The following is a 14318-nucleotide window of genomic DNA, read 5'->3' as shown; positions in this document are numbered from 1 at the left end:
TTCATTATAGCAAAAAAACAGTCATCCGACTGTTTTTAGCGTTTCATTTGCTCGAGCAGGTTTTGAAATTTCGCCTCGTCGAGTCTCCCGTCCGTCCGAACACCGTTGCCGACATGGACGAAAGGAACATCGAGCCGGGCGACGATTTGAGCGACGTTGTCCGCCGTGATCCCGGCTCCAGGCAGTATCGTCATCGTCGCCGCGTCCCGCATCGCTTCGAGACGTTCGATCCCTTCAACGGCCGTCACCGCTCCCCCGGACGTCAAAATTTGATCGACTTCCGGAAATCCGTTCAACACGTCCACCGCTTGAATGAGATCAGCCGCCTCGTCGATCGCCCGGTGGAACGTGAGCGCCATGTCACCTTTATGCTTGATGACCTCGCCGAGCAGCCGTTCATCGATTCGTCCGTCTTCCGTCAATGCGCCGAAGACGATCCCGTCGGCCCCGAGCTCACGGCACAGCCCGACATCCGCCAAAATCGTCTCACTATCATCTTCGCTGTAGACGAACGAGTCGGTATGCGGCCGGATCATGACGTGGACAGGGATCGTGACGTGCTCCAATACGTTACGGATCGTCCCGAAGCTCGGGGTCGTTCCACCGGCGCGCATATCGGCAATCAGTTCGAGCCGATTCGCCCCGTACCGTGCCGCCGCTTTCGCTTCGTTTAACGTCGTGACGATGACTTCGATCATAAATGATTCCTCCTTGATTTATGGTGCGAAACGCCATTCGACCTCGTGTTCGGCCAGCGCCCGCTTCCAATCGGTCGGTTCCGGAAAATCCGAGATGATCGTCGTCACCGTCGAGAAGTCGGAGACACGATATCGTTTCTGTTGATTGAACTGGGTGTGGTCGGCGAGTAGATAACACATACGGCTCTGCGTCATGACGGCTTGCGTCACAGTCGACAGCCCATGGGCGTCACACGTCAGCCCGAGCGTCGCGTCGACCCCTTCGACAGACAAAATCGCCATATCGAACACGTACGCTTTCAGTTGTTGAAGCACTTGTTCGCCGACGGTAACGAGATGTTTCGGGTCAATCGTACCTCCGAGCAATTGAATATCGCCCGTGAACACACCTTTGGCCCGCTGCTCGAATAGCGCTTTCGCGACCATGAGTGAAGGCGTGACGACCGTCAAGTTTCGCCCGCGGAGCCTTGACGCGACTTGCTCGGGGGCGACACCATGCCCGATGTAGAGTAGCATGTCGTCTTCGACAAGTTGAAACGCCGTATAGGCGATGCGACGAATCCCGTCCATGTTCGAAATCGTCATCGGTTGGAACGAGACGCTTTGATGCAAGACGGCCCCCCCGTATACCCGTTTGATGCGATGTTCTTTCTCAAGCTCTTCTAAGTAGCGGCGAATCGACTCCCCCGAGACGTTCAACCGTTCAATCAGTTCACTCGTCTTCACTTTACCTTCCCGCTCGATCCACTCGACAATCTTTTGTTTACGTTCTTCTCCAATTAACGACACAAGCCTGCCTCCTCCGCAAAAATCGCTTCCTTTCCCATTTTAGCGAACGGATGTAAATTTAACGTAAACTGAAAGTAAAGAACGGGCAAATCCAACACTTTTTTCATTCTTTTTAGCAAAAATCCACGGAAATCCACAACAATTGGTCGGTCGTTCGAAATCGTTTCGTCGCAAACGACAAAAACCGAACGGAACCTGATAGACAGGTCCCGTTCGGCAACATCTTTATTTTTTCTTTTGGAACAGCGGCACTTTCGGTTCGGTGCCCGCGCGGATCCGTTGCCAGTTCGTACGGTGCTTGATGATGATGAACAAGGCGAGCGGCACGATGACGATGAGCGGCAACCAATCTTTCGTGATGACGCTATACGTCACGACCGTCACGAGTCCGACGGCTGACGCCGCCATCGACGAGAGCGACACCATCTTCGAGATGAGGAGCGCCACGATAAACGTCCCGACGACGACGAAGAAGAACCATGGGAACGCCGCGAGTAAGATCCCGGCGCTCGTCGCGACCGATTTTCCGCCTTTGAACTTGGCGAAGATCGGGTACGAGTGGCCGATGATGGCTGGAATCCCTGCGAGCAAGAGACTCATGTCGCTCCCGAACAGGAGCGGCAACAGCGCCGCGACCAACCCTTTCCCCATATCTCCTAACAATACGAGCGTCCCCGCTTTTTTTCCGAGCACGCGGAACGTGTTTGTCGTCCCTAAGTTCCCGCTCCCATGCTCCCGCACATCGACTCGATAGCCGAGCTTTCCGACGATGAGCGCGAACGGGATCGAGCCGAGCAAATAGCTGACGATGATGATCATTACTTCTGTCATGTAAGGCATCGCAATTCCCCTTAGTCCATTAATTGCTCGAGGTAGCGCTCGAACGGAACGTTCGCTTTATGAACGTTCGTCGCATGGTCTACCCCGATATATCGTAAGTGCCACGGTTCATACATATAACCGGTTTCCGCTTCGTAAGCACGTTGGTAACGGACGATAAACCCGTACTTGTGTGCATTGTCGGCAAGCCACTTGCCCTCTGTCGTCTGTTCAAGCTCTTGCGTCAGTTGATAGCCGACTGATGCGCTCGAGACGTCGATCGCGAGCCCTGTCTGATGCTCTGAGTGTCCCGGAGGCGCCGAGTACTTCATGGCCTGCTCCTTGCCGTCACGCGCGACGTAGGCGTTGAACAACTGCACTTGATACGCATACGTCCGAAACGCGCTCGTCCCTTTCAAATCAATCCCGGTCGCTTTCGCGTCCTTCATGAGTGACTCGATGGCACGGGCCGCTTCTTTACGCAACATTCTACGCTCACCGGTCGCCGAATCGACGAAATCGATGTTCGCCGGCACCAAATCGGCCGGTTGATAATCACTTGGCAAGGCAATCTGTTTATTGACGAGGACGAGTGCGTCCAACTCAAGGTTTGCTTGCCCGTTCAATTCGATCGGTTGACTCGGGTCGTCCGGTTCGGACACTGGTTCTTCCTCGACCGACGGCTCTGGTTCGGTCGCCGGTTGTTCGTCCTTGTCCGTTTCGGCCGGTTCCTCTGCTTCCGGAGCTGGCTCTGCCGGTGCCGTCTCGTTATCAGTCGGCGTTTCCGCCGGCTTCTCCGTGTCAGACACGGTCGGTTGTTCTATCGGTTCGTTCGGATCAGCTTGTTCGCTTGTCGTACATCCCACTAACGTGAGCGTCAAGGCGCAGCACACCATCAACATAGATGGTTTTCGCATGCAATCTTCCCCTTTCTTCATACAAAAAAATACCGTCAAGATATGATACCACACTGACGGTACAAAGGAACGACTGTTATTGAACCGGGCTCAGGACTTTCAAATACATATCGTGCCATGCCGGAAATTCCCGGTCGAGCCGGATCGGCTTGAAATCGCCGCGCTTCACGACGACATGCGTCGTCTTCGCCGTCCCGACCAAATCATTGTTTTGGTCGGTCAACTCGTACCCGTAGACGGTACGGATCTTCGAATAACTGTCGACCCAGACGCGCACGTTGACCGTGTCCCCGAACGTGACGCTCTTCTTATAGTCGACCGTCACGTTCGTCACCGGCGACACGAATCCGGCCTGTTCCATGTCTTTATATTCCACTCCGAGTTGTCGTAACAACTCGGTTCTCGCGATCTCAAGGTAGACTAAATAATTCGCATGATAGACGATCCCCATCATGTCCGTCTCTTGGTATCGTACAGGAATCTGAATCGTATGCATCAAATCGCCCTCTTTTCAGTCTACAGTATATTATAACTTACTCTTAATATCTACTACTAAAATCTGATTTAACTCGCTATTCTCGGCGTTCTCGGCGATGAGCCGGTACGATTGCCGGGCGATCGCCTCATCGATGAGCGACAGCGCCGTCCGTGCGTTCGGTTTATCTGCATGCTTCAGTCGTTCGGCCAGTGCCGCTTCGACACCTTCCCCGAACGCATAACCGAACTTCTCGGCATAGCTGTTCGCGATTTGGGAAAGTTGGGCGAGTGAATAGTCGTCGAACTGAATCGTTCGTTTGATCCTACTGCTCAGTCCTGGGTTCGAATCGATCAACCGGCGCATCGGCGCCTCATAGCCCGCCAAAATGACGACGAGGTTCTCCCCGTGCTTCGGCATCTCGTCGACGAGCGTATCGATCGCTTCGCGTCCGTAGTCGTTCGGACCGCCGTTCAAACTGTACGCCTCATCGATCAGCAATACCCCGCCGAGCGCGTCGCGGATGGCTGCTTTCGTCTTTTGAGCCGTCTGTCCGACGTAGCCGCTGACGAGGTCGGCACGGCTGACGACTTTCAAATGTCCCCGTTTCAAGTAGCCAGTCTTCTTCAACAACTGAGCGTACACGTGCGCAAACGTCGTCTTGCCGGTACCGCTGTTGCCGACAAGCGCGGCGTGAAGTTGGACCGGAGCCGTCTTCAGCCCGAGCTCGCGCCGCCGTCTTTGAATCGTGATCAACGCCTCGATCTCCTGAAGCTGTCGTTTCGCTTCTTCCATCCCGATCATGTCATCAAGCGTCGGAGCCGTGCCATCTTCGCTCGTTGCCTCTTCAAAGTCGAGCTCTGTCAACAAAGCCATCTCATCGAGCGGGGCGTCGGCACCGAAACGAGATCCTTTTTTGAACATCGCATCGAGCAAGATGTTATGGACGGTCCGGGCGTTCCCGAACGTCGCATCGACTCGTTCCCGGTCAATCCGGGCGATGAGGGCGCGCTTGGCATCGGTCGTCAGCACATAGTTGTTCTCCTCGGCCACTTTCTCACCGATCGCGACGAGCTCTTCGTCGCTGTAGTTCGGCAGCTCGTAATGGTTCGATTCAGGGAACCGCGACCTGAGTCCTGGATTCGCGAGTAAGAAGTGGCGCATCTCTTCCGGATAACCGGCCAGGATGACGACGAACTTTCCGGCATATTCCCCGCTCGTCATAGCGGCGACGAGTGTGTCGATTGCCGCTTGTCCATAATCGCTCCCGCTCGCATCTTGCCGTTTGAGCGCGTATGCCTCATCGATGAACAAGACGCCCCCTTCGGCTTCCTTGACTTTATTCATGACTTGTTCTTCCGTCTGGCCGACGAAAGCACCGACAAGGCTCGAACGGTCTGCCTCGATAACATCGGGCCGTCCGAGAAGACCGAGCTCGAAATAGATCTCGGCCATGAGCCGGGCGAGCGTCGTTTTGCCGGTACCGGGGTTCCCTGTGAAGACGAGATGGAGCGATGGTTGATGTTTCGACGAGAAACCGGCCTTGTCCCGTTCTTTTTGGAACAACAAGAACCGATACCACGCTTTTACCCGCTGCTTCACTTCCGTTAGACCGATCATCGACTCGAGCGACTCGATCGCACTCGAACGGACCTCCCGTGGGCGTTCCGGCAACAGCTCGCAAATCGCATCGATCCGTTGTTTGACGAGACCGACCCGCTCACCGAAACGACGGAACGCCTCCCGGCTGAAGTAGTTGCCTTGCATCGACGCGAGCAGTGACGCGGTGTCATCTTCGAGTGACGCGACTTCTTGCATCGCTTCGATGACGACCTCGAACAAACGCTCCAATTGATCTTTGAACTCGGAGTCCCGCAGATCTGACTTGGCTCGTTCGATTTCGTCGTGTAACCGATCGAGCTGATCGAGCAGTTCGGACGTCTTCGCTTCGTACTCGGTCAAAATTTGGACTTTCATCGAGGCGTAGTCGGCTTCGCGAAGAGTCGGCCAGTCGACATGGAGCGATTGTCTGAAGCGGCGCAACTTCTCATTCAGTTGGCTGACCCTCAGTTCGGCCGGTAAAGCGCCGAGCGACTCGAGTTCCTTCACCCAGCGATTGAGGAGCGGATCGATCGTTTGGTTGTGCTGCAACCGTCTCGTCGAAAGCAGTGTCAACGTCCGGATCAACTCGTCGTTATGCTCTGTCGCACGCGACCAGTGGGCATAGGACAAGAGCGCCGCTTCATCGACCTTGTCGCCTTGTTCCCACCGTTCCAAGTCATGTTGAACTTGTTCCAAATGGATCTGTTTCATAAAGTTCTCCCTTTCAGACGACAAAGGAGCCGACGTCTCAGTCTGCTCCTCGTCGGGTTATAGTGCTTCAAAAGAAGTCATGCGAATTGAGTGGAACAAGTTCCCGTTGTTGCGTGACTCAGCAGCGAGCAGGATCCGTTCGTTCACATCGACGTAATACGTCACCGCTTCCTCATTTTCGTCTTCGTCGAAGATCGATGGGTATTTCTCGACCCACTCCGCAGGTACCGCCTCGGCGGATTCCGTTTTGACGAACGCCTGAGCTGTCCGACCGATGATATTGACGTCACCTTCACCCGTACCTAGCGTCCCGTCATCAAGCCACTTGCGAATCTGTTCGTTCGTCGCCCGCGACAAGAACGGATGGGGGGCAACTGCACCCGAACTCGTCTCTTGACTGTTCGTTTCGTCGCCTTCCGGATTGAACTCACGGTACATCGTGCCATCCCATTCGGCCCGGGCACCGGCGTTCGGTCCCGATACGACCTCGGATACGAAATGTCCGTTCTCATCGTACGTGACGAGGTAGTTGCGAACTTCGAGTGTCTCCCCGGCTGCCGGCAACTTCTTCTCTTCATAGCCGATTTCGACGGACGTGTAGAACGGTTCGGTCCGATTCTCACGACTGTTGTCGTCATCATTCAAGTTGGTGACCAAATAAAAATTATAAGCGAGCAGAGCGCCGACGATGAGGATGCCGGCAAAAATGATCCAACTGAGCCGCTTTTTCACTTCTCGTTTCATAACATGCCCTCCCAATATTCTTCACTTACTATCCTACACTAGCGAGGGTGCCATGCAAAACATTTACAACTAAAAAAAGGGCCTCGACTGAGACCCCTTAATTTTATCCAAGTTTATCTTCATCACGCTTATAGCTTTCAATCCACTTATCCCGTTCGTCCGGTTCATCGGCCAAGTCCTTGAACAAGGCGACAATCATCAGAATCAGCACGAAGATGAACGGGAAGGCGACAAGGATCGCGACGGCTTGAAGCGCGCCGAGACCACCCGCATACAAGAGCACGGCTGCGATCGATGATTGGATGAAGCCCCAAATCAACTTGATCCGCATCGGCGGGATGAGTTTCCCTCCCGTCGTCAGCATCCCGAGCACATATGTCGCCGAGTCGGCTGAAGTGATGAAGAACGTCGAGATCAAGAAGATGGCGACGATGCTGAGCACCGTCCCGAATCCACCGAACGTCTCGAACAAGGCAAACAGTCCGACTTCCGTTCCGATCTCGTTGACCGTGTCGATCAAGTTCGCTCCACCGAACAAGTCAGCCCAAATGGCCGATCCGCCGAAGACAGAGAACCAAAGCAGTCCGAACGACGTTGGCACGAGCAAGATTCCGATGATGAACTCGCGGATCGTCCGACCTTTTGAGACACGGGCGATAAACGTCCCGACGAACGGTGACCATGAGATCCACCACGCCCAGTAGAAGATCGTCCAGCCGTTGATCCACTCGCGCTCGACCGGTTCAAAAGCACCCGTACGGAAGCTCGTCGTCGGCAATTGTTGCAAGTACGTCCCGATCGTCTGCGTGAACAAGTCGAGAATGAACGCGCTCGGTCCGGCGATGAGCGTCGCGACGAGCAAGACAATGGCTAGGAAGATGTTCGTGTTACTGAGAATGCGAATCCCTTTATCTAATCCGGTCGAGGCACTGAACATATACAGCACCGTCACGACGGCGATGATGATCAACTGCGTCGAGAACGCGTTCGGTACGCCGGGAATTAAGTAGTGAAGCCCACCGGCAATCTGCTGGGCACCGAATCCGAGCGACGTCGCGACCCCGAACGCTGTTGCGACGACGGCCAAAATGTCGACCGTCTGTTTGACCGGACGTTCATAGCGGTTGTTGACGAGTGAACCGATCGTCTCCCCGATCGTCGCCGGACGCCCTTTACGGAACGTCGAGTAGGCGATGGCGAGAGCGATCATCGCGTAAATCGCCCACGGGTGGAAGCCCCAATGGAAGAAGGCGTAACGCATCGCCGTGCGCGCGTCCCCTTCCGGCGTCGGCGATTCGAATGGTGGCGCGTGGAAGTGAAGCAACGGTTCCGCCGCTCCCCAGAAGATGAGACCAATTCCCATCCCGGCACTGAACAGCATGGCGAACCATGTCAAATATCCGAAATCCGGTCGGTCTGTATCTTTTCCGAGTCGGATCGACCCGAAGCGCGAAAAGATTAAAAAAATCGCGACGAGTAAAATGCCGGTCGCGCTGAGCAGGTAGAACCAGCCCATCCCGTTCGAGAGCAAACCTTGCAGTTTCGTCGTCACGTTGATCAAGCTTGCGTTTCCGAGCAAGCGTTCAGGGAAGATTCCCCAAATCGTAAAGAGGACCGTAATGATGGCTGATACGATAAATACGGTCGTCACTCGACTTTCTCTTTCCATAATCTCACTCCTATTTAATTCTCTTATTTTCATATACGTTTTCCACCCTAACACAGTTTACAATCTCGGCACAACCCGAAAACGCGTTCGCTCGTGTCACGATGAAAAAAGTGACGATGCAATCTCGTCACTCAGTCGGCTTCGGTTCTAACGATACGATCAACGTCTCATCGACGACATAATAGGGGCGTTTAGGCAACACTTTCAAATAGCCGCCTTCACGCAGACGCGTCAAATCAAGTTGCGCCGACTGTTGGAATTTGCGTAACGGCAACTTTTTTTCTTGCTCGAAATATAAGTCGAGCGCCCGCTGCACCTGGTCCATCTCATAGACGACGTCGCGCTCGTCCTCTGGGGCGATGTGGAACGTCTCTTTTGACATGTAAAACCGCTGTCTTGGCTTGCCTGGCAAGTGACGTTTCAAGCGTCCGAGATCGATTTCTTGAGACTCGTCCAACAGCACCGTCCGGTTGACCCCTTTCGGCAATGTCTGTTCGTACTCATGGATGGCTTCCCGCAGTTGCGGCAACGTGATATCGACTTCTTGCTCCACTACTTCTTCTTTTTGCGTCAGACGCTGCCACCAATTTTTTCCTGACCGTGTTTGTCGTTCCATACACTCCCCCCTCTCCCCGTTCCTTTCCCGTTATCTGTGACCATCTCACCTTATATTCGCATATTCACGAAAAAAACCTTCCTTTTTTCAAAGGAAGGTCTGACGCTTACTTCAATTTGTTACGGAGGACCATCTGGAGGATCCCGCCGTGACGGTAGTAGTCGATCTCAATTTCCGAGTCGAAGCGGGCGACGACTTTGAACGATGTCACCGTGCCGTTTTCATGCGTGGCCGTGACGTTCAAGATGTCGCGCGGACGTACCGACTCATCGACTTGGATGTCGAGTGCCTCTTCGCCTGTCAGTCCGAGTGATTCCGCAGACTCACCGTCCATGAACTGGAGCGGTAACACACCCATCATGACGAGGTTTGAACGGTGAATCCGTTCGAAACTTTGGGCGATGACGGCACGAATACCGAGCAGGTTCGTACCTTTGGCTGCCCAGTCACGCGACGAGCCCATGCCATAGTCGTTTCCGGCGAGCACGATCAAGCCTGTGCCTTGCTCTTTATATTTCATAGCCGCATCATACATCGGCATGATCTCACCTGTCGGCCAGTACGTCGTGTATCCGCCTTCTGTGCCAGGCGCGACTTGGTTACGGATACGGATGTTCGCGAACGTACCGCGCATCATCACTTCGTGGTTACCACGACGCGACCCGTATGAGTTGAAGTCGAGCGGCGCGACGCCTTTCGACTGCAGGTATTGCCCAGCTGGTGTCGTCTTCGAGAACGCTCCTGCCGGCGAGATGTGGTCAGTCGTAACCGAATCGGCGAACTTACCGATGACACGAAGACCATTAAGTGGGAGCACAACGCCCGCTTCCGGTTCGAGGTTTTCGAAGAACGGCGGGTTTTGGATGTACGTCGAGTCGTCCGAGAAGTCGTACAAGTTACCTTCTGGGACGGCGAGTGCGTTCCAACGTTCGTTGCCCGTGAACACCGTATCGTACTCTTTGCGGAACGCTTCCGGCGAGACGACGTCTTGGACGACCATCTTGATCTCATCGTTTGACGGCCAGATGTCTTTGAAGAAGACTTCGTTGCCGTCTTTATCCGTCCCGAATGATTCGTTCATGATGTCGAAGTTGACCGACCCTGCGAGCGCGTAAGCGACGACGAGTGGCGGTGACGCCAAGAAGTTCGCTTTGACGAGCGGATGGACGCGGCCCTCGAAGTTACGGTTACCCGAGAGCACGGACGACACGAGAAGATCGTTCGACGTGATCGTCTCTTCGACTTCGCGGTCGAGCGGCCCAGAGTTCCCGATACATGTCGTACAGCCGTAACCGACCGTGTTGAACCCGAGCTGGTCGAGGTACGTCGTGAGTCCGGCTTTATCGAGGTAGTCAGTAACGACTTTCGAGCCCGGGGCGAGCGACGTCTTCACGTATTTCGGTACCGTGAGTCCACGTTCGACGGCTTTCTTGGCCACGAGGCCAGCGCCGACCATGACGTAAGGGTTCGACGTGTTCGTACAGCTCGTGATCGCCGCGATCGCGACGTCACCCGTCTGCATGTCGACCGATCCATCCTCATAATGGATGGCAGCTTTCTTGTCGAGCTCGGCACGGTCGAGACCGAAGCCGCTGTGTCCGGCCGGTGCGCTCAAGCTGTCGATGAACGCCGTATGCAAGTCAGACAAGTTGATGCGGTCTTGCGGACGTTTCGGGCCTGCGAGTGAAGGTTCTACTTTAGACAAGTCGAGTGTGAGCGTCTTTGTGAACGCCGGATCGGCTTGATCAGGTGTGTAGAACATGTCGTTCGCTTTCGAGTACGCCTCGACGAGGTCGATCAACTCTTCAGAGCGACCTGTCGTACGCATGTAGTTCAACGTTTCCGTATCGACCGGGAAGAAGCCACATGTCGCCCCGTACTCAGGCGCCATGTTGGCGATCGTCGCCCGGTCAGAGAGCGGCATCGTGTGGAGCGACGGTCCGAAGAACTCGACGAACTTGCCGACGACTTTCTCGTTACGAAGCATCTCGGTCACGACGAGCGCGACGTCTGTCGCTGTGACACCTGGGTTGACCTCACCGATGATCTTGACGCCGACGACGTCTGGTACCGGGAAGTATGACGGTTGGCCGAGCATGCTCGCTTCGGCTTCGATTCCGCCGACGCCCCAGCCGAGGACACCGAGTCCGTTGATCATGGTTGTGTGCGAATCCGTTCCGACGAGTGAATCTGGATACGCGACATTACCTATCCCATCATTCTTTTCAAGCACGACCGACGCCAAGTACTCGAGGTTGACTTGGTGGACGATTCCCGTTGCCGGTGGTACGGCACGGTAGTTGTCAAACGCAGTCTGAGCCCAACGCAAGAATTTGTAACGCTCTTCGTTCCGCTCGAACTCGATGTCCATGTTTTTCATGAGCGCGCCGGCGAATCCGTAGGCATCGACTTGGACCGAGTGGTCGACGACGAGATCGACCGGGATTTCCGGGTTGATCTTGTTCGGGTCGCCACCAAGGTCAGCCATCGCTTTACGAAGTGAAGCGAGGTCGACGACCGTCGGGACACCCGTGAAATCTTGCAAGACGACGCGAGCCGGTTTGAACGGTACGTCAATGTCTTTCGAGACGCCGGCAGTACCCCATTTTGCCAAGTTCTCGACATGTTCTTTCGTGATGGCACGGCCGTCTTGTTGACGCAAAACCGACTCGAGCAAGACACGAATCGAGTACGGGAGGCGACTGAGTTCCGTCACCCCTTCTTCCTCTAACTTTTTAAGCCGGTAATAATCGTACGCTTGTCCGTTGACCTCGAACTGTGTCCGAGATGAAAAAGCGTCTACTACGTTCGTCTGTTCCATACAATTTCCCCCTTTTTGAAAGCGACGACCACAGCAGTTGCCGTAATCGCTTACTTATCACATGTTTATCATAATACAACTATAGCGTGACGTAAAATACATTCCGTCACAAATTAGTCATAAGTAAAACTTATCAATTGCCCCGATCGTCTCAAAACACGAAAAAAGACGGCCATCTAAGGCCGTCTTTACAATCTAGCTTATTCGGCACCGATCTCGACATTGACATCGAGTGCGTCGACGAGCGTCAACTCATCTTCATAGCGTTCTTTGAAACGGTCAAACGTGAACTCGTTGGCGAACAAGAACACAGGGCGTTCCCAACGGTCGGTCACGAGCATGTTTCGTGAGTCTTGGAACGGCTTGAGCGCCTTCAATTCTTTGTCTTTCACCCAGCGAGCGACACTGTACGATACCGGCTCCATCCGGATGTCGACCCCGTACTCGTTATTGAGACGATATTCGAACACCTCGAACTGGAGTTGACCGACCGCGCCGAGATAAATCTCGTTATACTCGTTGCGGTACACTTGGATCGCTCCTTCTTGGGCGAGTTGCTCGACACCTTTGTGGAAGTGTTTCGACTTGAGCGAGTTGATCGGCGAGACGCGCATGAACAATTCCGGCGGGAACGTCGGCAACGCCTCGAACGCGATCTTTTGCTTCGACGTCGTGATCGTGTCACCGATCTGGTACGTCCCAGAATCGTAGATCCCGATGACGTCACCGGCAAACGCCTTATCGACAGTCTCCCGGTCGTTGGCCATCAACTGCGTCGATTGACTCAGTTTGATTTTCTTGCCGGTCCGCGTCAACGTGACGTCCATTCCCCGTTCGAACACACCCGAACAGATGCGGACGAAGGCGATGCGGTCACGGTGGGCCGGGTTCATGTTCGCTTGAATCTTGAAGACGAAACCACTGAAGTCTTCAGACGTCGGGTCGATCGGACCGACGTTCGATTTACGGGCCTCTGGGGCCGGCGACATATCGAGGTAGTGGTCTAAGAATGACGTCACCCCGAAGTCGACGAGCGCCGTACCGAAGAAGACAGGTGTCAGCTTACCTGATTGGATCGTCTCGACGTCGATGTCGTTGCCGGCACCGTCTAACAGGTCGATCTCGTCGCGCAAGTTCGTCAAGTTTTCTTCTGTCAAGTAGTCGGCGAGCACAGGATCGTTGACCCCGTCCTCGTTCAACGTGAGCTTGCCTTTCTCGCCACGGAACAAGTGGATCTCGTTCTTGATACGATCGAACACACCTTCGAACTGCATCCCACTGCCGATTGGCCATGTGACGGCGACCGAAGGCATACCGAGCACTTCTTCAAGTTCTTCCATGAGCTCGAGCGGATCTTTCGCCTGACGGTCCAACTTGTTCATGAACGTGAAGATCGGGATACCACGCATACGACAGACTTGGAATAATTTCTTCGTCTGTGTCTCGATCCCTTTGGCGGCATCGATGACCATGACCGCACTGTCGACAGACGTCAAGACGCGGTACGTGTCTTCTCCGAAGTCGTTGTGACCCGGCGTGTCCATGATCGAGACGACCTTGTCGCGATAGACGAACTGCATGACAGACGACGTGACAGAGATGCCCCGTTGCTTCTCGATCTCCATCCAATCGGACTTGGCGTGTTTTGAGTTTTTGCGGGCTTTGACCGTCCCCGCCTCGCGGATCGCTCCCCCGTGTAAGAGCAATTTCTCCGTGAGTGTCGTCTTACCGGCATCCGGGTGGGAGATGATGCCGAAAATGCGGCGTTTCTCTACTTCTTGTTTTAATTGATTCATATAGAGTCCTTTCCTTTCCAGACTTTCAAATTCATTCTCATTTCTGACTGCAACGCTCTCTATTCTAACGAAACGGCGTCGTTTCGTCCATCATTATGGGATGCTCATGCTTTTGTATTCGCGGTCTTTTTTGTATACTAAGCTTGAATGATTGTGAAATGAAAGAACGGGGGAAAGACGATGCCAGAAAACTTGATGATGTATTTCATTGTCTTCTGGGGATTTGTGATGATCGGGTTGATGACGATCGGCGGATACTTCATGTTCCGTAAGTTTTTAAAACGGATGCCGAAAGAAGACGGCCGCTCTCTCCTAGATATCGAGGACGATTACATCGCGAAGACACGCCACCTGTGGACACCCGAGACACGGACGCTACTCGATCGGCTCGTCACGCCAGTGCCTGAGCTGTTCCGCGATGTCGCCATTCGCAAGATCGCCGGCAAGATCGGACAGTTCGCGCTCGAATCGAGAGCGAAAGTGATGACGACAGAACTCGTCGTCAAAGGATATATCGCCGCCACACCGAAGCGGGACCACAAGTTTTTGAAGAAAGCGCTCGAAGAAGAGCAGATTGATTGGATGACTTATAAACGTTATTTCCAACAGTGAGCCCCTGGATTCCACGGGGCTCATTTTTTGATGCACGTTCGCCAATATG

The 14318-nt window shown here is 54.2% G+C and carries 12 protein-coding genes; 1 reads left to right on the top strand and 11 read right to left on the bottom strand.

What is annotated here, in order from left to right:
• Positions 1-35: 35 nt before the first annotated feature.
• The 11 genes from BJU60_RS01445 to BJU60_RS01395 form a co-directional block, all read right to left on the bottom strand.
• Entirely contained in the window at positions 36-698 is a 663-nt protein-coding gene (locus BJU60_RS01445) for a copper homeostasis protein CutC (RefSeq protein ID WP_070327162.1), read from the bottom strand.
• An 18-nt stretch (positions 699-716) separates the two neighbouring features.
• Complete coding sequence (locus BJU60_RS01440; protein ID WP_070327161.1) at positions 717-1487, bottom strand: DeoR/GlpR family DNA-binding transcription regulator; 771 nt, start codon at positions 1485-1487, stop codon at positions 717-719.
• 225 nt (positions 1488-1712) lie between these two features.
• Complete coding sequence (plsY, locus tag BJU60_RS01435; RefSeq protein WP_370251742.1) at positions 1713-2327, bottom strand: glycerol-3-phosphate 1-O-acyltransferase PlsY; 615 nt, start codon at positions 2325-2327, stop codon at positions 1713-1715.
• Positions 2328-2338: 11 nt separating this feature from the next.
• Positions 2339-3223, bottom strand: a complete 885-nt coding sequence (locus BJU60_RS01430) for a M15 family metallopeptidase (protein ID WP_254281615.1) — start codon at positions 3221-3223, stop codon at positions 2339-2341.
• Positions 3224-3299: 76 nt separating this feature from the next.
• A complete protein-coding gene (locus tag BJU60_RS01425; RefSeq protein ID WP_070327159.1) occupies positions 3300-3719 on the bottom strand; it encodes an acyl-CoA thioesterase in 420 nt (139 codons plus the stop codon).
• A 30-nt stretch (positions 3720-3749) separates the two neighbouring features.
• Positions 3750-6011: an AAA family ATPase gene (locus BJU60_RS01420; protein WP_070327158.1), complete on the bottom strand. Its 2262-nt coding sequence runs from the start codon at positions 6009-6011 to the stop codon at positions 3750-3752.
• A gap of 57 nt (positions 6012-6068) precedes the next feature.
• A complete protein-coding gene (locus tag BJU60_RS01415) occupies positions 6069-6755 on the bottom strand; it encodes a hypothetical protein (protein WP_070327157.1) in 687 nt (228 codons plus the stop codon).
• A 103-nt stretch (positions 6756-6858) separates the two neighbouring features.
• Positions 6859-8424, bottom strand: a complete 1566-nt coding sequence (locus tag BJU60_RS01410) for a BCCT family transporter (RefSeq protein WP_070327156.1) — start codon at positions 8422-8424, stop codon at positions 6859-6861.
• 127 nt (positions 8425-8551) lie between these two features.
• The gene (locus BJU60_RS01405; protein WP_083273944.1) at positions 8552-9040 is read right to left on the bottom strand and encodes a DUF3939 domain-containing protein; all 489 of its coding nucleotides are present in this window, start codon (positions 9038-9040) and stop codon (positions 8552-8554) included.
• Positions 9041-9146: 106 nt separating this feature from the next.
• Positions 9147-11861: an aconitate hydratase AcnA gene (gene acnA, locus BJU60_RS01400; protein WP_070327155.1), complete on the bottom strand. Its 2715-nt coding sequence runs from the start codon at positions 11859-11861 to the stop codon at positions 9147-9149.
• A 200-nt stretch (positions 11862-12061) separates the two neighbouring features.
• Positions 12062-13657, bottom strand: a complete 1596-nt coding sequence (locus BJU60_RS01395; protein WP_070327154.1) for a peptide chain release factor 3 — start codon at positions 13655-13657, stop codon at positions 12062-12064.
• A 180-nt stretch (positions 13658-13837) separates the two neighbouring features.
• Between BJU60_RS01395 and BJU60_RS01390 the strand changes: the two genes are divergently transcribed.
• Positions 13838-14269, top strand: a complete 432-nt coding sequence (locus BJU60_RS01390) for a DUF2621 family protein (protein WP_070327153.1) — start codon at positions 13838-13840, stop codon at positions 14267-14269.
• The last annotated feature ends 49 nt before the right edge of the window (positions 14270-14318 follow it).

The sequence above is a fragment of the Exiguobacterium aurantiacum genome (assembly GCF_001766415.1).
GTDB classification, from domain to species: domain Bacteria; phylum Bacillota; class Bacilli; order Exiguobacteriales; family Exiguobacteriaceae; genus Exiguobacterium; species Exiguobacterium aurantiacum_A.
Note: the sequence above shows the minus strand (reverse complement) of the source record. Positions and strands in the feature narration are given on the sequence as shown.